This is a genomic window from Novosphingobium sp. PhB165 (genome assembly GCF_004341845.1).
Lineage (GTDB): Bacteria > Pseudomonadota > Alphaproteobacteria > Sphingomonadales > Sphingomonadaceae > Novosphingobium.
Genome location: NZ_SLVB01000001.1, coordinates 1161481 through 1182629 on the forward strand (window position 1 = coordinate 1161481; position 21149 = coordinate 1182629).

17 protein-coding genes are annotated in these 21149 nt (G+C 63.6%); 11 read left to right on the top strand and 6 right to left on the bottom strand.

The genetic code is table 11. The features are described 5' to 3' along the window. Nucleotides 1-93: 93 nt before the first annotated feature. Together fabD and EDF56_RS05485 are read right to left on the bottom strand one after the other, a co-directional pair. On the bottom strand, nucleotides 94-1029 hold the full coding sequence (gene fabD / locus EDF56_RS05480; RefSeq protein WP_132385652.1) for an ACP S-malonyltransferase: 936 nt from the start codon (nucleotides 1027-1029) through the stop codon (nucleotides 94-96). Between the two features lie 82 nt (nucleotides 1030-1111). Next, nucleotides 1112-1930, bottom strand: coding sequence for an LD-carboxypeptidase (locus EDF56_RS05485; protein WP_132385653.1), 819 nt, complete (start codon nucleotides 1928-1930; stop codon nucleotides 1112-1114). A gap of 53 nt (nucleotides 1931-1983) precedes the next feature. On the opposite strand from EDF56_RS05485, the gene EDF56_RS05490 reads away from it, so the two are divergent. After that, on the top strand, nucleotides 1984-3399 hold the full coding sequence (locus EDF56_RS05490; protein WP_132385654.1) for a Mur ligase family protein: 1416 nt from the start codon (nucleotides 1984-1986) through the stop codon (nucleotides 3397-3399). 19 nt (nucleotides 3400-3418) lie between these two features. Here EDF56_RS05490 and EDF56_RS05495 read toward each other — a convergent pair whose 3' ends face one another. Beyond that, on the bottom strand, nucleotides 3419-4363 hold the full coding sequence (locus tag EDF56_RS05495) for a DUF808 domain-containing protein (RefSeq protein WP_132385655.1): 945 nt from the start codon (nucleotides 4361-4363) through the stop codon (nucleotides 3419-3421). 261 nt (nucleotides 4364-4624) lie between these two features. Here EDF56_RS05495 and EDF56_RS05500 point away from each other — a divergent pair, with 261 nt between their 5' ends. Next, complete coding sequence (locus EDF56_RS05500) at nucleotides 4625-5449, top strand: flagellin (RefSeq protein ID WP_132385656.1); 825 nt, start codon at nucleotides 4625-4627, stop codon at nucleotides 5447-5449. Nucleotides 5450-5524: 75 nt separating this feature from the next. On the opposite strand, the gene EDF56_RS05505 is transcribed toward EDF56_RS05500, so the two are convergent. Next, on the bottom strand, nucleotides 5525-6220 hold the full coding sequence (locus EDF56_RS05505) for a glutathione S-transferase (RefSeq protein ID WP_132385657.1): 696 nt from the start codon (nucleotides 6218-6220) through the stop codon (nucleotides 5525-5527). 88 nt (nucleotides 6221-6308) lie between these two features. On the opposite strand from EDF56_RS05505, the gene phaZ reads away from it, so the two are divergent. Next, a complete protein-coding gene (gene phaZ, locus EDF56_RS05510; RefSeq protein ID WP_132385658.1) occupies nucleotides 6309-7544 on the top strand; it encodes a polyhydroxyalkanoate depolymerase in 1236 nt (411 codons plus the stop codon). 134 nt (nucleotides 7545-7678) lie between these two features. Here phaZ and EDF56_RS05515 read toward each other — a convergent pair whose 3' ends face one another. After that, the gene (locus EDF56_RS05515; RefSeq protein ID WP_132385659.1) at nucleotides 7679-8158 is read right to left on the bottom strand and encodes a hypothetical protein; all 480 of its coding nucleotides are present in this window, start codon (nucleotides 8156-8158) and stop codon (nucleotides 7679-7681) included. A 525-nt stretch (nucleotides 8159-8683) separates the two neighbouring features. On the opposite strand from EDF56_RS05515, the gene EDF56_RS05520 reads away from it, so the two are divergent. From EDF56_RS05520 to EDF56_RS05555, 8 genes are all read left to right on the top strand, one after another. Further along, complete coding sequence (locus EDF56_RS05520) at nucleotides 8684-11494, top strand: tetratricopeptide repeat protein (protein WP_132385660.1); 2811 nt, start codon at nucleotides 8684-8686, stop codon at nucleotides 11492-11494. A gap of 197 nt (nucleotides 11495-11691) precedes the next feature. Further along, the gene (gene rpsF / locus EDF56_RS05525; RefSeq protein WP_132385661.1) at nucleotides 11692-12054 is read left to right on the top strand and encodes a 30S ribosomal protein S6; all 363 of its coding nucleotides are present in this window, start codon (nucleotides 11692-11694) and stop codon (nucleotides 12052-12054) included. A gap of 3 nt (nucleotides 12055-12057) precedes the next feature. Next, nucleotides 12058-12282 carry a 30S ribosomal protein S18 gene (gene rpsR / locus EDF56_RS05530; protein WP_021232952.1) on the top strand — a complete coding sequence of 75 codons (225 nt, stop codon included), beginning with the start codon at nucleotides 12058-12060 and terminating at the stop codon, nucleotides 12280-12282. A 14-nt stretch (nucleotides 12283-12296) separates the two neighbouring features. Beyond that, complete coding sequence (gene rplI, locus EDF56_RS05535) at nucleotides 12297-12893, top strand: 50S ribosomal protein L9 (RefSeq protein WP_132385662.1); 597 nt, start codon at nucleotides 12297-12299, stop codon at nucleotides 12891-12893. Between the two features lie 85 nt (nucleotides 12894-12978). Beyond that, nucleotides 12979-13488, top strand: a complete 510-nt coding sequence (locus EDF56_RS05540) for a GNAT family N-acetyltransferase (protein ID WP_132385663.1) — start codon at nucleotides 12979-12981, stop codon at nucleotides 13486-13488. 225 nt (nucleotides 13489-13713) lie between these two features. Then, nucleotides 13714-15144, top strand: a complete 1431-nt coding sequence (locus EDF56_RS05545; protein ID WP_132385664.1) for an AMP nucleosidase — start codon at nucleotides 13714-13716, stop codon at nucleotides 15142-15144. A gap of 451 nt (nucleotides 15145-15595) precedes the next feature. Further along, nucleotides 15596-18397 (top strand): TonB-dependent receptor, encoded by a 2802-nt coding sequence (locus EDF56_RS05550; RefSeq protein WP_132385665.1) that lies wholly within the window; start codon nucleotides 15596-15598, stop codon nucleotides 18395-18397. A gap of 144 nt (nucleotides 18398-18541) precedes the next feature. Then, nucleotides 18542-18943: a hypothetical protein gene (locus EDF56_RS05555; RefSeq protein ID WP_132385666.1), complete on the top strand. Its 402-nt coding sequence runs from the start codon at nucleotides 18542-18544 to the stop codon at nucleotides 18941-18943. A 65-nt stretch (nucleotides 18944-19008) separates the two neighbouring features. Here EDF56_RS05555 and EDF56_RS05560 read toward each other — a convergent pair whose 3' ends face one another. Beyond that, complete coding sequence (locus tag EDF56_RS05560; protein ID WP_132385667.1) at nucleotides 19009-20847, bottom strand: M2 family metallopeptidase; 1839 nt, start codon at nucleotides 20845-20847, stop codon at nucleotides 19009-19011. Nucleotides 20848-21149: the final 302 nt, after the last annotated feature.

Genomic DNA, 21149 nt, shown 5'->3' on the forward strand with positions numbered 1-21149 from the left:
TGCCTGAGCGGCAGCGACGGCCCGCTGAACGGCGCCTTTCTTCAAACCTTCAGGGCCGCCGGGTCAAGCCCGGCGCGCCGATCAGAGCCCCGATCAGAGGCCCTTCGCCAGTTCCTCGATCTCGGCCATGGTCACGGCGGAGATCACCTCCACCTCACCGGCCGAACGCTTGATCATCGGACCGAGCACCTTGCCGCCGAGTTCGACGAAGGTCTCGACGCCCGCCTCGCGCATGGCAATCGCGCTTTCGCGCCAGCGGACGCGGCCGGTGACCTGCTCGACCAGCAAGCGCTGGACTTCGGCGGGATCGGTGACGACCGAGGCGGTGACATTCGCGAACAGCGGCACATGCAGGCTGCCCGGAGGGGTCTTGGCCAGCGCCTCCGCCATGGCATCGGCAGCGGGCTGCATCAGCGGGCAATGGAACGGCGCCGAAACCGGCAGCAGCACGCCGCGCTTGATGCCGTGGTCCTTCACCAGCGCGATGGCGCGCTCGATGGCTTCCTTGTGGCCGGAGATCACGACCTGCGTGGGGTCGTTGTCGTTGGCGACGGTGCAAACCTGACCTTCGGCAGCGGCTTCGGCCAGCGCCGTGGCCTTCTCGATATCCGCGCCCAGCAGCGCCGCCATGGCGCCAAGACCGACCGGAACGGCCGCCTGCATCGACTGGCCGCGCAGCTTCAGCAGGCGCGCGGTGTCGGCAAGGCTGAAAGCACCGGCGGCGCAAAGTGCGGTATATTCACCCAGCGAGTGACCGGCGACGAAGTCCGCCTTGTCGGCGAGCGTAATGCCGCCTTCCTTCTCCAGCACGCGCAGGACGGCGATGGCATTGGCCATGATCGCCGGCTGGGCGTTCTCGGTAAGGGTCAGTTCCTCTTCCGGGCCCTGCGTCATGATACGGAAGAGATTCTGGCCGAGCGCCTCGTCCACTTCCTGGAAGACTTCGCGCGCAATGGCGCTGGCTTCGGCGAGTTCGGCGCCCATGCCGACTTTCTGGCTGCCCTGTCCGGGGAATACGAATGCACGCATGTGGCGGCTCCTCCTGTCCGGCGGGTTAGCGGATGCGCCCTGCCGATTTGCGATTCGAACGTGGCGCGGCGGGTTATTGACCTTAGTGTCTCTCGGCAAGCCCGAAGGGAACGATGCGGTTCATGGCATCATGCCCGATATCGGCGCTGCCGAGGTAGGGGATCGAGTGATGCGCACACCAATGGCGCGCGATTTCCTCGGCTTCGATGCCGAACGGACGGTCGTTTTCGGGCACGTCGCTGACCCGGCCGAGGCGCAGGCCGGCCACGCCGCCGAGGTGCGCGGTCAGGTGAAAGAACAGCCGGTCCACCGCGTAGAGATACTCGGAGACTTCCTCCACCAGCACGACATGCTTGGCCAGCCCCGGCATCAGGCGGGTGCCGCAGAGCATCGACAGCGTCATCAGGTTGAAGGCGACGCGCGGATGATCGTCGCCGGTGGGTTCGACGCCGGAGGCATCGCCGGTCAGCCAGCGTAATGCGCGGCGCACTGCCCCTGCCCCGCCTTCGCGCCGGATATCGGCCAGCATCGGCCCGTGAACCGGCTTGCCGATCCGCGCACGATAAAGCCCGCCGAGCAGGTAGCCCGCATCGGAATAGCCAAGGAAAGTCTTCTTCTGTGCGTCATGCGTGAATTTCGCGATAGCGCTTTCGGCCACGCGGCAGGCTCCATAGCCGCCGCGCGCGAACCACACTGCATCCACCGACGGGTCGTTGGCGCATTCCACCAGGGCCGCGATCCGCCGCGCGTCGCTGCCGGCGAAATGGCCTTCCACTTCGAAGCACTGATCGTGGATCGCAAGCTCCACATCGGGGAACTCGGCAGCCGCCAGAGCGACGACGGCCTCCGCATCCTCGCGGGTGATCGGGGTGGACGGTGCACAAACTGCGATACGGGTCATGGCTCCTTCCTATCGAGGTTGTCAGGACGAACAAGGCCGCATACCGAAGCTTCATGACTTCCGAGCATCACGACCTCACTTCACATCCCTGGTTCTTCTGCGGCATCGGTGGATCGGGCATGTTGCCGCTCGCGCTGATCCTAAAGGGGCACGGCGCGAAAGTCGCAGGATCGGACCGCAGCCGCGATCAGGGCCGCACGCCCGAAAAGTTCGCCTGGCTGGAAAGCCTCGGCTTCGAGCTCCACCCGCAGGATGGCAGCGGCATTACCGGCGCGGCGCAGACCTTGGTCGCCTCGGCAGCGGTGGAAGACACCGTTCCCGAAGTGGTCCGCGCGAAAGAGTTCGGTTGCCTGCGCATGAGCCGCGCGCAGCTTCTGGCGACTTTGTTCAATGCTGCGCCTTTCGGCATTGCCATCGGCGGCACCTCCGGCAAGTCGACCGTCACCGGCATGACCGGCTGGATCATGACCCACGCGGGCCGCGATCCCACGATCATGAACGGCGCGGTGATGAAGAACTTCGCCTCGCCCGACGCGCCTTTCGCCAGTGCCCGGGTGGGTGAGGGCGAAGTCTTCGTGTCGGAAGTGGACGAGAGCGATGGGTCCATCGCACTCTACCGCCCGAAGGTCGCGGTGCTGGGCAACGTCAGCCTCGATCACAAAAGCCTTGAGGAACTCCGCCAGCTTTTCGGTGACTTCCTGAGCCGCGCGGAGATCTCCGCGATCAACCTCGACGATGCGGAAACGGCCGCCCTCGCCCCCCATGCGAAGGCGCTGGTGACGTTCGGGATTGTTTCGCCGGACGCGCAGATCACCGCGACGGATATTGTGGAAGAGCCGATTTCGCTGACCGCAACGGTCGTGGATCGCCGCGATGGCTCTTCGCATGCGCTGGCCCTCAAGGTGCCGGGACGCCACAATCTTTACAATGCGCTGGCCGCGATTGCCGCCGCCAATGCGGCCGGGGTTCCGGTGGCTGAGGCGGTCGAGGCGCTGGGCAGTTTCGTCGGCCTTGCGCGCCGATTTGATATCGTCGGCACCTCACCCTCAGGCGTGACGGTGATCGACGATTTCGGCCACAATCCGGACAAGGTTTCGGCCACGCTCGCCACGCTCAAGGCGCACGAAGGCCGGGTGATCGCCTTCTTCCAGCCGCACGGCTATGGCCCGCTGCGCCAGATGGGCCACGAACTCGCCGAAGTCTTCGCGGCGAAGCTCGGCCCGGATGACGTGACGATCCTGTGCGATCCGGTCTATTTCGGCGGCACGGTGGACCGCTCGCAGGGCAGCGAGCGCATCGTCGGCCTGATCGAAGCAGCGGGCGGAAAGGCGGAATATGTCGCCGCTCGCGAGGACTGCGCCCGCCGCATTGTCGAGATCGCCAAGCCCGGTGACCGCGTGGTGGTCATGGGCGCGCGAGACGACACGCTGACGGTATTCGCGAAAGAACTGCTCGCGGCGCTTCCCTGATCGAGGCCCTGATCGCCGATCAGTGCGCCTTGCCGCGCACTTTGGCGATCAGATGCACAATCAGCGCGATCACGCCGCCCAGCACGAGCCCGACCACGGCCGAAGCCAGCGCATAGCCCAGCCAGCCGAGCACACCGCCCAGCGGCCCGCCCAGTACCGTGAGCCAGTGCTGGAAGTCATGCGCCAGGTGCGCCGGAGCAGGAACGCCCAGTTGCTCAAGACCGTGGAGGATGATCCCGCCGCCGACCCACAACATCGCCACCGTGCCGACCGAAGCGAGCACGGTCAGCACATTGGGCATGCCCTGCACCAGCATGCGGCCCACGGCCTGCGTGCCCTTCCCTTCCTTCCGGGCGAGGTGGAGGCCGATGTCGTCCATCTTCACGATTAGCGCCACTGCGCCATAGACGCCCGCCGTGATCAGCACGCCCACCAGCGCCAGCGCCACCGCGCGCGTCACCAGCGAACTGTCGGCGACTTCGGCAAGAGCGATGGCCATGATCTCTGCCGAAAGGATCAGGTCTGTGCGGATGGCGCCGGAAACGCGCACCTGTTCGAATGTCGTCGCGTCCTGGACGGGGCTTTCCAGCGTTTCGCCGTGCTTGGCGCCGCCCAGCTTCTCGATCACTTTTTCCGCGCCCTCGAAAGCGAGGTAGCTGCCGCCCAGCATCAGGATCGGCGTGATGAGCCAGGGCAGAAACGCACTCAGCACCAGAGCAATCGGCAGCAGGATGAACAGCTTGTTGCGCAGCGATCCCTTGGTGATCTTCCAGATGATCGGCAGTTCCCGATCGGGCGTGAAATCGGTGACATAGCCCGGCGTCACCGCCGCATCGTCGATCACCACGCCGGCCGCCTTGCTCCCGGCCTTGGCCACACCCACCCCCACGTCATCGAGCGAGGCGGCGGCGGCACGCGCGATCACCGCAACGTCATCGAGCAGGGCAACGAGGCCGGAAGGCATTGGAAGAACAATCCTTGGTCGGTTGAACAGAATTCCCAAGCCATGCGGGGGAATTTTTCACCGATCAAGCAATTCCGGCAAAAACCTCGCCAATGAAGGGGTTTGTGGCCTTCTGTGGTGGCCGACGCCGCACTTCCGCAAGACCGATTGCCATTGCTCCCCTCACACTGCCCTTAACGGCGTTCAATGCGCACCGTTCTCTCCCCTGTCCGGAACGAGCCTCGACGGTGACTTCCAACATACTGAAACTGGGGAACAATCATGTCGGTCATCAACACGAACATCAGCGCCATCCGCGCCTCGAACGCATCGATTGCCGCCAACGCGGCGCTCGGCACCGCGATGGAGCGCCTCTCCACCGGCAAGCGCATCAATTCCGCCAAGGACGATGCCGCGGGCCTTGCCATCTCCACCTCGATGAGTTCGCAGATCCGCGGCATGAGCCAGGGCATCCGCAACGCCAACGACGACATCTCTCTGGCGCAGACCGCCGACGGCGCGCTGGACGAAGTGGCCAACATGCTCCAGCGGGTCCGCGAACTGGCGATCCAGTCGGCATCGGGCACCTATCAGGACACCGACCGCGACGCGATGCAGCAGGAAGTGTCCGCGCTGACCGACCAGATCGGCGACATCCTTTCCACCACCACGTTCAACGGCAACAAGCTGTTTTCCACCACCTCCGGCTCGGACGTGACATTCGACATCCAGACCGGTTCGAACTCCGGCGAAAAGGTTACTCTCACATCGGTCGCCATCGACGGCACCGATCTCGACGCCACGGCGCTGGACGTTTCGACCAGCACCGCCGCCTCGAACACGCTGGACCATGTCGACGATGCGCTGAAATCCCTGAACGTCAACCGCGCCTCGCTCGGCGCCGGGCAGAACCGGCTGGAATCGGCGATCAACAACCTGACCAGCAATGTGACCAACCTCTCCGACGCCCGCTCACGGATCGAGGACGCCGATTATTCGGTCGAAACCACGCAGATGGCCAAGGCGCAGATCCTTTCGCAAGCCTCCACCGCGATGATCGCGCAGGCCAATCAGGCCCAGCAGAACGTCCTTACGCTTCTGCGCTGAACGGTTCCCCAGCGGGATCCCTGAGGTCCCGAAAGCACCCGGCGGGCAGCGATGCCCGCCGGGTTGTCTTTGCTTTCAGAACTCGACGTCGAGTTCCTCGATATCCTCTGGCTCGGCCTTGGCGGCGGCCAGCCATTCGGCCATCGGCGCCCACACGGCAATGGTCTCGCAATAGGCGCGGCACAGGTCGTTCATCGGCACGGCATAGCTCAGGAAGCGGCGCGTAACCGGCGCATACATGGCATCGGCCACGGTCGGCTCGCTCCCGAACAGATAGGGGCCGCCGTAGATCTCGATGCATTCCTGCCAGATTGCCTCGATCCGCTCGATATCCGGGCGCGCCCCGGAAAAGATCGGAAAGCTTTCGTGTTCCACCTTGAGGTTCATCGGCAGCGCCGAGCGCAAGTTGGTGAAGCCGGAATGGATCTCGCCCGAGATCGAGCGGCAATGCGCCCGCGCGATCGGATCCTGCGGCAGCATTCCCGCGCCGGGGTATTTCTCGTTGAGATATTCGGCGATCGCCAGCGTGTCCCACACGCTGGCGCCCTCATGTTCGAGACGCGGCACCAGAACCGAGGGCGAGAGCAGCAGCAACTCCGCGCGATTGGCCGCATCGTTGGCGACTACTTTCTCCTCCACCTCGATCCCCGCAAGGCGGCACAGGAGCCAGCCGCGCAGCGACCAGGCCGAATAGGTCTTGCTCGAAATCGATAGCTGGGCGCTTCCCGACTCGCTCACCGCCGTCTCCGCATAATGTGCTTTTGCTTGCATCAGCTTATGATGCAGCGCAGCATGAATCCAGCACCGATTGCGCCTCGAAACGAATCGCGCGCGAAACCGCGGCAGGGAAAGACCACGCATGCTCTACCAGGCGTACCAGGCCTATTCGGACCTGCTCGAACTCCCCCGCTGGGCCGCGCGCAACACCGTCGAGATGCGGGACCGCTATTTTGGCGGAGCCCACGATCAGCCCTGGTTACGCCGCTTTTTCGCGCTTTCGGAGACATTCGAGAAGGCCACGATCACCCATGCGCGCCCAGCCTACAACATTACCTCGGTACTGAGCGGCAACCGCGAGGTCGCCGTGCGTGAGGAAGTGGTGGTGGACCTGCCGTTCGGCAACCTGCTGCACTTTGCCAAGGACGATGTTGCAGCGCCGCAACCGAAGATGCTGGTCGTCGCCCCGCTCTCCGGCCACTACGCGACCTTGCTGCGCGATACCGTGTTCACGCTGCTGAGCGATCACGACGTCTACATCACCGACTGGAAGAACGCGCGCGACATCCCGCTGAGCCAGGGTCACTTCGGCTTCGACGACTTCATCGACTATGTAATTCACTTCCTGCAGGAACTGGGTGACGCCGACGGCAAGCGCGGCGCGCATGTGCTTGCGGTGTGCCAGCCTTGCGTGCCGGTGCTGGCAGCCGTCGCGCTGATGGCGCAGGACGACGATCCCTGCCAACCCCGCTCGATGACGCTGATGGGCGGCCCTATCGACACCCGCGAAAGCCCCACCAGCGTCAACGAACTGGCGACCGAACACCCCTTCGCCTGGTTTCAGGACACGATGATCGAGACGGTGCCGTGGCGCCACAAGGGCGCCGGCCGCAAGGTCTATCCCGGCTTCATCCAGCTTTCCGCCTTCATGTCGATGAACCTCGGCCGCCACTTCGGCCAGTTCCGCAAGCTCTATCAGGCGCTGGCCGACGACCGGCAGGCCGATGCCGACAAGATCGAGACGTTCTACGAGGAATATCTCGCCGTGCTGGACCTCACGGCCGAATTCTATCTCGAAACGATCGACAAGGTGTTCCAGCGGGCGCTGCTGGCCAAGGGCGAACTGGAGCATCGGGGCCGCAAGGTGGACTGCGGTGCGATCCGCAAGACGGCCCTGCTCACTGTCGAGGGCGAGCGGGATGACATCTGCGCGGTGGGCCAGACGGCGGCGGCGCACTTCCTGTGTTCCAGCCTGCGGCCGCATCTGAAGCGGCACCACCTCCAGCCCGGCGTGGGCCATTATGGCCTGTTTGCCGGGTCGCGCTGGGAAACGCAGGTTTACCCGCAAGTGCGCAACCTTGTTCTGGCGGTGAGTTAGGGCGGTAGGGAGTAATTCGAGCGCTAAATCCATCTGTCGCTGCCTTTACCCGAGATATGCCTTTCCGGAACCGCCGCCATTGCAGCTATTCCCTCGCTGTTTATCGTCTCCCATAAGCCGACATTTGCCTTCAGTTATCGCGACAGAAAGCAATCCACCACGTCGCCCCTTACACCGCATGAAACTAAGTCCGCCGACCGGGTGGCGACAGGATCAACCTCACGATTGGCCAAGACAAACTCGTCGGCTTTGGGATCAAACGCGATGACCGTTCCCGCACTATCGTCCGCCACGACTATAACTGGCAGGACCACGAGACCATCACCAAAATCGTCCCGCATTTCCGCGAAAAATGGATGGACAATCGACGCTTTGAGGTCGTTCAATTGGTCGACGAACCATTCTCGACCCAACTCAATGCCGAATCCTACATGTTCAGCCGGAGGGGAAAAGCTTTCAATCGAGCGCTGAATTCGCACAGTGATTTGGTCAAAATCGGTAGCCATATTCGTCATCTGCCGCCCTTGAACGGCATGAGCAATAGAAGCCACTGCGTGCATCTTGCTGGAACGCAGAATCGACGCTGCAATGTCGTCCACCGTTAGCGCAGGCATCCACATTTCCTCATTCGACCAATTCCCCAACTCCGCTCAGGCTGAGCTTGTCGAAGCCCCCGCCGGCGTGGCGCCGGTGCTGCCATCCTTCGACAGGCTCAGGATGAGCGGTGTGGAGGGCGGTAGGTACGATTGGCCGATCAAAACACGGCGCAAGCGGCGCGATGGATCCTGAAACAAGTTCAGGATGACGGGGCGACCAAAGCTTTTTTCCGCTCATTCAACCATTTTCTCGATCCCGCTGAGGCTGAGCCTGTCGAAGCCCTCGGCGGCGTGGCGCGGTGCTGCCATCCTTCGACAAGCTCAGCATGATCCGTGTGGAGGGCACGCAGGCGCGATTGGCCGATCAAAACACGGTGCAAGCGGCCCTATGGATCCTGAAACAGGTTCAGGACGACGAGGGGTTTGGAGGCGGCCAAAGCTTTCCATCGGGCGCCCAGAAAGACGTGCCATTTCTCGCCCACCCTATTGCGCGGCAATGGCAATGGATTACACATTTGCGCCGTTCAATTGGGGGAAATTCAGGTGCATCTGGGCAAAGTCTCGCGGGCCGTTCTGGCCTGCGCCATCGTTGCGGCTATTCCGTCTCCGGCCTTTGCGGGCGAGACCGTTCTCTACCAGCCCTCGCCCGCCTGGGTGAAAGTCGCCGCTCTGCCTGCCGCCACCGGCTCCGACACGGCGCCCATCGCCATCTACGATTCGCAGCAGAAGGTCGAAGGCGGCCAGCTTTGGCGCTATAACGATACGGCGGTACGGATCGCTTCTGCCGAGATGCTCGCCCAGTTCTCTACCGTCGCCGCGCAGTGGTCGCCCGATCAGGGAGACCTCATCATTCACGAGATCTCGATCGTGCGCGATGGCGAGACTATCGACCTCCTCAAAGGCGGCATGAAGCTTGACGTGCTGCGCCGCGAGGAATTGCTCGAACAGCGCCAGCTCACCGGCGTACTTAGCGCCACGGCCGCGATTCAGGGCCTGCGCGTGGGCGATCTGTTCCGCCTGCGCTATTCCAGCACGCAGCATGACAAAGTGCTGGGCGATCACGTGCAGGCCATGGCCGTCCTCCCCGTTCGCCCCTTGCGGATCGGCACCGGGCGCCTGCGCGTGATCTGGCCGGTGGCAGAGAACGCCAAGTGGCAGATCCTCACCAAGGACAGCCCGGCAGCCCCGGTCCGCCATGGCGACACCATGGAACTGGAAGTGCCGCTGCCACTGGCCAAGCAGCCCGAAATGCCGGCCGACGTACCCGCGCGGTTCCGCCCTCTGCCGCTTTTCGAATTCTCCACGTTCCGCGACTGGCCCGAGGTTTCGCGCACGTTCGCCCCGCTCTATGCGGCGCACGGGCTGATTGCCGACGGCACGCCGCTGGCCGCCGAGGCGGACAAGATCGCCGCCGCCTCGACCGATCCGTTGACGCGTGCGCAGGCCGCGCTCCAGCTCGTGCAGGACAAAGTGCGCTATCTCGCGGTCCAGATGAACGGCGGCAACTATACGCCGCAGAAGCCGGAGGAGACCTGGCAACTGCGCTACGGCGATTGCAAGGCCAAGACCCTGCTCCTGCTGGCCCTGCTTGACCGGCTGGGCGTGGAGGCCGAGGCGGTGACCGCCAGCGCCACAGGCGGGGCTTTCGACCTGCCGCGCCGCCTGCCCAGCGCCGCCGTGTTCGACCACGTGCTGGTCCGGGCGAAAGTGGGCGGACAGAGCCTCTGGCTTGACGGTACCGGACTCGGTTCGCGGATCGAGGACATCCATGACACGCCCGATTTCGGCTACGTCCTGCCGCTGCGTACGGCCGGTGCCGAGCCCGAACTGATCGAGACCCACGCCAACGCGCGGCCGACGCTGGAACTGGAGGCGGACTATGACGAGAGCACCAGCCTCGATCTGCCGGCGGTCGTTACGGCCAAAGTCACGCTCCACGGCGCGCAGGCGCTCGGCATCGGGCTAGCCGCCAATTCGCTCGATCCCGAGCAGCGCGACGACATGGTCCGCAGCCAGCTTACGCGCGTGCTTGGCCAAGGCCAGTACCCCGAGGTTTCGATCGAAACCTCGACCGACAATGCCACTACCGTGCTCAAGGGGCGTGGCATCGTCACCACCGTGTGGAGGCCGCGCGACCGGCTGATGCAACGGCGGATGGAGAGCATGCTCGCCGACTTCTCCTTCATCCCCGACCGTGCCCGCGCCGAATGGCGGCAGCTTCCGGTCGCCACGACGCAGCCGGTCAGCATGGTCTATCATGTGCGGATCAAGCTGCCGGACGCCGGCAAGGGCTATACGCTCCAGGGCGCGAACGACATCGACGCCTCGGTCGGCGGATCGCGCTTCACCGGCCATGCGGCGCTCACTGGCGGCCTGTTCTCCTATGACGAGCGACAGGACGCTTCGGGGCAGGAAGTTCCCGCGGACCTGATCGCCGCCGACCGCGCGCAACTCGCCAAGGCGCAGGCACAAGTTCCGCAGATCGTCGCCCCCGCCAATGCCACGCGCCGCTGGGATCTCACTCCCGCCACCAAGGGCACGACACAGGCTGCCGCGATCGACGGCATCCTCACCAAAGCCATGGCGGCCAAGGAGCCCAAGCCGGATCCCTGGATCGCACGTGCCAGCGTGCGCCGGGGCATCGGTGACTACAAAGGTGCGCGCGAGGACCTGACCCACGCCATCGCCCTTTCGGCGGATGCGCCCTCCTATCTCGAACGCGCCGAGGTCAACCGCGCGCTGGGCGACGTGCCGGGCGCCATGGCCGATGCCCGCAAGGCGCAGGAACTCGATCCTTCGGACAGCGCCTCCGCCGATCTCGTGGCCACGCTGCTGGCACTGGAAGGCAAGACCGACGAAGTTCGCGAACTGATCGATGAGAAGATTGCGTTGGGCGGCGACGAACTGCGGTTCTGGCAAATGTCGAAAGTCGAGAAGCTGGGCCTCTATGCCGATGCAACCGAGGCGCTGTCGATGCTGGACACGCTGATGACGCAGAGGCCGCAGAGCCCGGACCTGCTCAACCTGGCCTGCTGGATCAAGGGCATGCGTGGGGTCGAGGTGGAAAGCGCGGTTCGCCAGTGCTCCAGCGCGGTCGAGCTGGCCGCCAGCCCGGTCGGCCCGCTCGACAGCCGGGCAGTGATCTGGTTCCGCCTTGGCCGCTATGACGATGCCCTGCACGATCTCGATGCCGTAATTCTGGAAGCACCGACGCAGGCCGAAAGCCGTTACATGCGCGGCATTGTCCTCGCCCGCCTTGGCCGCGCGGCCGAGAGCCGGGACGAAATCGCCGTTGCCCGCCGGCTGGATCCGGGCGTCGATACGCTCTACACAAAGCTCGGGATCAAGCCCTGAGCGCCCGTTTCGCTTCGCACGCCTCCGGCATCGGCCGGGGGCGTGCGGTCGGATAGAGCTTGCATTTCCCGGCCACCCCGCATAAGGGCGCGCCTTCCGACCGTGCCGTATGGCCGCTCGGAAAGGACGAAAGCCGGAGGGGCCCCGCAATCCCGCGGACAGCCAGCGATCGGTTAGATTAGAGAAAAGGAAGTGCCGTGGCTCTTTACGAGCACGTGTTCCTGGCACGCCAGGACCTCAGCCAGGCGCAAGTCGATACGCTTGCCGCCACCGCCACCGAGATCGTCGAGTCGAACCAGGGCAAGGTCACCAAGACCGAGACCTGGGGCCTCAAGAATCTCGCCTACAAGATCAAGCGCAACCGCAAGGCGCACTTCGTGATGCTGAACATCGAAGCTACCGGTGACGTTGTCGCCGAGCTCGAGCGTCAGACCGCGATCAACGAAGACATCATCCGCTGGATGACCGTCCGCGTCGACGAGCACGAAGGCGGCCCCTCGGTCATGATGCGCAAGAGCGATCGCGAGCGTACTCGCCGTCGCGAACGTGAAGGAGCCTGATCCATGGCACGTGCATTCTTCCGCCGCCGCAAGTCGTGCCCGTTCTCGGGCAAGAACGCTCCGGCCATCGACTACAAGGACGTGCGTCTGCTTCAGGGCTTCATGTCCGAGCGTGGCAAGATCGTTCCCAGCCGCATCACCGCGGTTTCCGCAAAGAAGCAGCGTGAGCTGAGCCAGGCGATCAAGCGCGCCCGGCACATCGGCCTCCTGCCCTACATCGTCAAGTAAGGGGGACGAACCTCATGGATATCATCCTCCTCGAACGCATCGAGAAGCTCGGCGCCATTGGTGACGTCGTTTCCGTCAAGGACGGTTACGCACGCAACTACCTGCTGCCGAACAAGAAGGCGCTCCGCGCCAACGAGCGTAACAAGCAGGTCTTCGAGACCAACCGTGCGAAGATCGAAGCCGAAAACGCTGAGCGTCGTTCGGCTGCCGAGCAGCACTCGGGCGACGTCGAAGGCAAGCAGGTCGTCCTGATCCGCGCTTCGTCGAACTCGGGCCAGCTCTACGGTTCGGTTTCGGTGCGTGACATCGTCGACGCCCTGAACGCCGATGGCGCCAAGGTTGCGAAGAACATGATCGTGCTCGAACGCCCGATCAAGACGATCGGCGTGTTCGACGTTCGCGTGAACCTGCACCCCGAAGTCGCCGTCACCGTCAAGGTGAACGTCGCTCGCTCGCCCGACGAAGCCGACCTGCAGTCGCAGGGCGTCGACGTCATGGCCGCGATGTTCGAACAGGACGTCTCGGGCTTCACCGAAGCCTACGACCCGAACGCCGAACCCGGCGAAATCGCGGTCGAAGAAGCTGCGGTAGAAGGCGAAGAGGAAGCCTGAGCTTCCCCTTCCGCTTGACCAAGCGTTTCGAAAGGCCCTCGCTCCTCACGGAGCGGGGGCCTTTCTCCTTTGTGCGGACCCGACGATGACCGATCCCACCGACCTGCGCCCCGGCTATGCCACCAATGCCGAATTGCGCGCGGCGCTGCTGGCGCTCAACAATGCCCATGCGGTCGAACTTTCGCTGGCCGACGCGGCGCGGATGGAGTTGCTGGTGGAGCGCGCCTTCGTGGCGGCGCGGATTGGCCGGAATGCCGGAACGCTGGACGCAGCGCTGATCGCTTTCGATCAGGATGCGGACTACGACAGCGCCAATTTCCAGTGGTTCCGCGCGCGTTACCGGCGCTTCGTCTATGTCGACCGGGTGGTCACAGCGCCCGAGGCACGCGGGCGCGGGTTTGCACGCAAGCTCTACGCTCATCTCTTCGAGCGGGCCCGCGCCGCCGGACATGAATGCGTGGTCTGCGAGGTCAATTCCGACCCGCCCAACCCGGCCAGCGAAGCCTTCCATCAGGCGCTCGGCTTCGAACCCGTGGGCGAGGCGCTGCTGGGAAATGGAAAAACTGTGACCTATCTGATGCGCATCATAGATTGATGCGCGCGGAGGCGCGGAGACGCGGAGGAATAGCGCCGGCGGCAAAGCCGCACTCATACTCGCGGCACGCGCAAAACGCTGACGACACATACTGAAGGCGCCCATGGCGCACCAGAAATCCTCCGCGTCTCCGCGCCTCCGCGTGAAACCTTCCCACGCAAACACCCCAATCCAATCGCCCGGCCCGACTATTGCACTGCAATACGAATCGCGTAAGTGTGGGCGATGGAAACGATCGAAAGCACGATCGCGGAACTGGTCCGCGTTTACGAAACCGCCGTCACCACTCTGAAGGCCGATATCGCCGCCTTTGTCGAGAACGGCACACTCCCCCCTGTCGAACGCCGCGAAGCACGCGCCTGGTGCTATCCCGAGCTGCGCATCACCTATCATGGCGTCGAGCGCGGTTCGCTCTACAGCCGCTCGTTCGGACGGCTGAACGACATCGGCACATACGTCACCACGATCACCCGCCCGCGGCTCTTCGCAGACTATCTGCACGAACAGCTCGGCCTGCTTCACGAAGACTATGAAATCGCCATCGAAGTGGGCCGCTCCACGCAGGAGATCCCCTTCCCTTACGTGCTCGACGGCATCGGCATGGGCAGCGTCACGCCGCAGGAACTGGCGGCGCACTTCCCGACCACCGAACTCGCCATGATCGGTGACGAGATCGCCGACGGCACCTTCATGCACCCGCAGGACGAGCCGCTGCCGCTAGCCCTGTTCGACGGGCTGCGCACCGACTTCAGCCTCGCACGCCTGCAACACTATACCGGCACCAGCGTCGAGCACTGCCAGCGCTTCATCCTCTTCACCAACTACCACCGCTACGTGGACGAGTTCGTGGACTGGGCGGGCCGGCAGATCGGCACCGATGGCTACACCGCGCTTTCTGGCGCGGGCGGGCTCTATCTCGACACGCCGGTCGACAATGCGCGTGAACGCCTGTCGGACACTGCGTGGCGCCGCCACCAGATGCCGGCCTATCACCTGATCCGGCCGGACAAGTCGGGCATCACGCTGGTCAATATCGGCGTCGGCCCCTCGAACGCCAAGACCATCACCGATCACCTCGCGGTCATCCGCCCCGAGGTCTGGCTGATGATCGGCCACTGCGGCGGCCTGCGCGAAGGCCAGCGCATCGGCGACTATGTGCTCGCCCATGCCTATCTGCGCGACGATCACGTGCTTGACCGCGTGCTGCCGCCTGAAATCCCGCTGCCTGCCATTGCCGAAGTGCAGCAGGCCCTTGCCAGCGCGGCCGAGGCGGTGAGCGGCGAAGGCGGCGCCAATCTCAAGAAGCGCATGCGTACGGGCACCGTTGTCACCACCGACGACCGCAACTGGGAACTGCGCTACACCGAATCCGCGCACCGTTTCAGCCTCAGCCGCGCCATCGCCATCGACATGGAAAGCGCCACGATCAGCGCGCAGGGCTACCGCTTCCGCGTTCCCTACGGCACCCTGCTCTGCGTTTCCGACAAGCCGATCCATGGCGAACTGAAGCTGCCGGGCCAGGCCAACCGGTTCTATGAGGAAGCCATCGCCAGCCATCTCAAGATCGGCCTCCAGGCCTGCGACTTGCTGCGCGCCGAGGGCGAGCGCCTGCACAGCCGCAAGCTGCGCGCATTCAACGAACCGCCGTTCCGTTAAACGGCGGCGGTTCGGCGCCGGTCCATCACCAAGACACGAATGAGCCGCCGTTTTCGTCATGAAAGCGGCGGCTTTTCGTTGCACGCCTCTCCGGCCGACCAGCGCAATCAACCATCGCGCCACCACAGGACGGTATAATTATATTCCACAATATACGATATTATCGACACTTTTTGACTTGATTGATACTCAAACAACCAATAATCGAGATATCACCCTTCAAGAAAAGAACATGAAATTCCATTTCAATTGTATTTCTTTTGAATTTCGAATTTTTCATCTTCTTTTCTTGATCTGAAATAGTTGTGGCAGTTCTACAACTGGCCCTGAATCAATCCAACACAACTACTGATCGTGCATGACAAGCGTGGGACTCCCGCGCAGACACCCTTTCCTGATTTCGACGCGCACACCCCTCTCCCGCGCCGAGATCCGCAATAGGGAGTAATCAATGACATCCGAGATGAAGCGCCTTCTTCTGGCGTCCACGCTCCTCATGGGCCTGCCGGTCGCAGCTCAGGCCCAAGACACCGCCGCCACTTCCGGCAATGAAACCGACGCCGGTGCCGATACGGGCGCCATCGTGGTCACCGGCTCGCGCCTGTCCAACGCCAATCTCGAACAGGCCGCGCCGATCATGGCGGTGAGCCGGGAAGAGATCAAACTGACCGGACAGGTCAATGTCGAGAACATCCTCAAGGACCTGCCGCAGGTGCTTCCGGGCGCAACCGCATCGTCGAACAACCCCGGCGGCGGTGTCGCCACGGCGGACTTGCGCGGCCTTGGCGCAGTGCGCACGCTGATCCTCGTCAACGGCCGTCGCTACGTTTCCTACGACACCAACCAGGTGGTCGACCTCAACACGATCCCGACCGCGCTGATCGAGCGCGTGGACGTGGTCACGGGCGGCAAGTCGGCAGTCTACGGCTCGGACGCGGTCAGCGGCGTGGTCAACTTCGTGACCAAGCAGGACTATGACGGCGTGCAGGCCAACGCCAACTACCGCCTGACCGGACAGGGCGACGGCGCGCAGTATGGCGGCGGCCTGCTGGTCGGCAAGAACTTCGCGGACGGGCGCGGCAACATCACGCTCTATGGCGATTACATGCGCCGCAATCCGATCCTTCAGTCGGCCCGCAAGTACACCGCGACGACCCAGACCGAAGACGGCGCGGGCGGCCTCACGGCCGGTGGTTCGAGCTACATCCCGCAGGGCGCGATCTCGCTCGACGGCAACCGTTACATGTTCAATCAGGACGGCAGCTACCGGGACTATACCTCGGCAGACGCCTATAACTACGCCTCGGAAAACTACCTTCAGGTCCCGCAGAAGCGCGAACTGCTGTTCGGTCAGGCCCACTTCGACGTTAGCGATCACCTGACGATCTATGGCGAGGGCCAGTACGTTCATAACCGCGTCGAGAACCAGCTGGCACCCACGCCGCTCTCGGGCACGTACGAGATCGACACCAACAGCTCGTTCCTCTCGGCTGACTCGCAGGCGCTGCTGAAAAGCTACGATACCGATGGCGACGGCTATACGTCCGCCTCGGTCTATCGCCGCCTCAACGAAGTGGGCAACCGCATTTCGGTGATGGACAGCAAGGCCGTTCGCGGCCTGATCGGCGCGCGCGGCAATATCTCGGGCGACTGGAACTACGACGCTTACTTCAGCTACGCCCGCACCCGGCAGGTGGAGCACCAGTACGGCAACGTCTCGGCCAGCCGCGTCCAGCAGGCGCTGATGACCACGCGTGACAGCGCGGGCAACCTTGTCTGCACCGATACGAGCAACGGCTGCGTCCCGCTCAACATCTTCGGCGCAGGCAACATCAGCCAGGCGGCGGCCGACTTCATCTCGATCGATACGGTCAACCGCTCGACCATCACCGAGAAGGTCGCCAGCGGTGCGATCACCAACAATTCGCTGTTCGACCTCGGTGCCGGGCCCGCGGGTCTGGCGTTCGGTGCCGAATACCGCAACGAACACGGCAAGTTCGAACCCGACGCGGCGCTCTCCTCGGGCGACGTGATCGGCTTCAACGCCTCCGGCCCGACCGCGGGTGGCTACAACGTCAAGGAACTCTTCGCGGAGATCGACGTGCCGCTGCTGGCGGACAAGCCGTTCATCGACCGTCTGGCATTCAACGGCGCCTATCGCTTCTCCGATTACTCGACCGCAGCGGGTCAGGTCGGCACATTCTCGGCCGGTCTTGTCTGGGCACCGGTCAAGGACATCAGCCTGCGCGGGCAATATTCGCGGGCCGTTCGCGCGCCGACGGTTGCCGATCTCTACAGCGGCAGCATCGGAAACTACGAGACCGCAAGCGACCCCTGCGCCACCAGCGCGGCGCTTTCCAATGCCACGCTCAATGCCAGCTGCATTGCCTCGGGCGTTCCGGCGGGCAAGATCGGCAACTTCACCACCGATCCGCAGATCCTCAGCTACAACGCAGGCAACAGCGCACTGCGTGAGGAAACCGCCAATACCTGGACGTTCGGCACGGTGATCCAGCCCCGCTTCATTCCGGGCTTCTCGCTGACGGTCGATTACTACAACATCAAGATCGACAACTTCATCACCACCGCCACCACCAACAACATCGTCGGTGCCTGCTACGGCACTGCCGCCAATGGCTGGACACCCTACAACACCGACTATTGCTCGCTGCTGCCGCGCGATCCGACGAGCTACAACATCAACGGCGCCATCGACAACCTGACCAACTCCGGCGGTGTGAAGACCGACGGCATCGACTTCGACGCACGTTACACGATCCCGCTCGCGTTCGGCGTCAATGACGAGAGCAAGCTGGACCTGCGCTTCTCGGGCACCCGCCTGATGAGCTGGAAGTTCACGCCGATCGCGACGATTTCGGACATGTCGTATGACTGCGCCGGCAAGTTCGGCCTGCTCTGCGGCAACGTCTACGCCAAGTGGCGCCTCAACAGCCGCGTGACCTGGTCGACCGAGGGCAAGACCCTGTCGCTTGCCTGGCGTCACCTGTCCCCGGTCAAGGACGACGATGTGTCGACCGACTACAGCGTCGAAAAGATCAAGGCGTTCGACTACTTCGACCTTGCCGCCTCGATCGACGTGGCCAAGCAGTTCACCTGGTCGGTGGGTATGAACAACATGTTCAACAAGAAGCCGCCGATCCTGGGCGACAACCAGGAGCAGGCGAATACTTATCCGTCCACGTACGATGTCTATGGCCGCACGCTCTTCATGAACGTGACTGTCGACTTCTAAACAGTGAAAAAAAGGGGAGCCGGGTCCGTCCGGCTCCCCGATTTCGCGGTCTTTCATGAACCGCAGATGACATCTTTCGTTGCACGACGGACAATGCCGCGTCATCCTCTCAAAAAAATGAAAAGAGAGAGGATGACAGCACCGATGAAGACGGCACACGTGCGACTATCGATTGCAGGCCTGCTTGCTCTGGCAGGCACAGGTTGTTCCGAACTCAAACCCGCTCACGAAATGGGCGCTTGCTGGAACGTCAACACCACCTCATCGGGTCCGGTGCAGGGCCAGGCCGTGCTGGTCGCGGGGGTGGACGGCTTCTCGCTTCAGGCGCCGGATTGCGACGACAAGACCGGGCGGAACCGCTTCGAACTCTCGCGCGATGCGTCCAGCCAGCTGAACACGCTGCTCGGCAAGCACCCGCGCGCCGTCACGTTCCGCTTCTCCGGCCATATCCTGCCCCGCTCGGGCCATCAGTCGCTGTGGATCGGCACGCTCAGCAACATCGCCGCGAACAGCAGCCCGCCGAAGTGGATGCCGGGAATGCAATGACGGCAGCGGCCCTGAAAGTCCGATAGATGCGCCGCGGGAGCCCAGGCTCCCGCGGCGCATTCGTATTACCAGCCGGCCTTTTCGCCCTTGTTCTGCTCGTCGAGCCACTTCTGGAGCGGCGCGAAGTAGGCAAGCATCGGCTTGGCACTCAGCTTGTCCGAACCCGTGAAGGCCTTGAGCGCCTCGGGCCAGGGCTTCGACATGCCCATCGCCAGCATGCGGTCGAGGTTCTCGCCCACCTTCTTGTTGCCGTAGAAGCTGCAACGGTGGAGCGGGCCCTTCCAGCCGGCCTGCTTGCACGCCGCTTCGTAGAACTGGAACTGGAGGATGCGCGCGAGGAAGTAGCGCGTGTAGGGCGTGTTGCCCGGCACGTGGAACTTGGCGCCTGCATCGAAACCGTCGTCGGGACGGGCCGAAGGCGGCACCACGCCCTGATAGTCGAGGCGCATCTTGGTCCACGCCTTGTTGTAGTCGGCCGGCTTGATCGAGCCGTCGAAGATGCCCCAGCGGTAGCGGTCGATCAGCAGGCCGAACGGCAGGAACGCCACCTTGTCCATCGCCTGACGCAGCAGCAGGCCGATGTCCTTGTCGGCGCTCGGCACCTTGTCCTTGTCGAGCAGGCCGATCTGGACGAGGTACTGCGGCGTGATCGACAGCGCGATAAAGTCGCCGATCGCCTCATGGAAACCGTCGTTGGCGCCATTGAGGTAGAGGTAGGGCTGCTTGTTGTAGGCGCGCTGGTAGTAGTTGTGGCCCAGCTCGTGGTGAATGGTGACAAAGTCTTCCGAATTCACCTTGGTGCACATCTTGATGCGCACATCGTCCTTGTTGTCGATATCCCAGGCCGACGCGTGGCAGATCACCTCGCGGTCGGCGGGTTTCACGAACATCGAACGCTTCCAGAACGTCTCCGGCAGCGGCGCGAAGCCGAGCGAGGAATAGAAGCCCTCCCCATACTTCACCATGTCGAGCGGGGTCTTGCCCTTGGCCTTCAGCAGCGCGCCGATGTCATAGCCAAGATCGCCAGCGCCGGCCGGAGCCACCAGCGGATAGACATTGCCCCATTCTTGCGACCACATGTTGCCCAGCAGATCGGCGCGGATCGGGCCGGTCTTGGGCTGCACGGCATCGCCGTACTTCTCGTTCAGCTTGTGGCGGACGTAAGTGTGCAGCGCGAGGTAGAGCGGCTTCACTTCTTCCCACAGGCGCTGCGTCTCGGCGGAGAACTGCTCCGGCGTCATGTCGTAGCCCGAACGCCACATGGCGCCGACGTCGGCATAGCCGAGTTCCTTGGCACCCTGGTTGGCGATGCCGACCATCTTGACGTAGTCGCCCTTCATCGGCGCGCCGACGTTGTCGTGCCAGCTCGTCCACATCTCGGCGAATTCCGCCGGGGTGTGCGAAAGATCGCCCATGGCGGCCTCGATGTCCGAACCGTTGATTTCCTTGCCGTCGAGCGTACCGCGGCCCTTGCCATATGTGGAGGCAAGGCGCGTGGAGATCGTGCTCAGTTCGTCCGCCGCGCCCGGCGTGGTCGGCGCGGGCAGGACGATGCCCTGACGCAGGATGCCCAGCTTGCGGGCAACGTCGGGATCGAGGCCCGGGACGTTCGCGAACTTCGCGGCCTCGATCGCATAGGCGACCTGCTTCTCGGTGATCGCCGCGTTCGACTGCGCCGCCAGCGCGTCGGTATCGTCGGTGATGTAGGTGTAGTTCACCCAGCTGATGCGCGCATTGTCGACCGAGGCGGGGAACAGGTCCTTCTCGGCATCGGCGATGAACTGTGCCGCACCGGCAGCGGTGGTGGGATAGTCGGCCTTGGCTTCTTCGGCGAAAGCGGGAACGGCAAGTCCGAAGCAAAGCCCGGCGGCCAGCGCCGCGCGTGCGGTGGATGCGAATTTCATGGGTGCGCCCTCTTGGTATGTTCTGATGGCGCGGGAGACTAACCGGGCTTGGCGCAAGATCAACCGTATCGGGAGGGCGATGGCCGATATATGCCCGATGACATAAAGGTGATGAGCCCCGGGCTAAGTGAATTACGCAAAAAAGACGGGTTTTCGCGCAAAGGCGCGAAGGCGCAAAGTGGCCGGGCAAGGCGCCAAAGGCTTCTTACCCTCTGCCATCTATCGAAATGCGCAGAGGGTATTCGCTCAAAACGGCGATGCCACAATCACACCGCCCCTTGGCGCCTTTGCGCCTTTGCGCG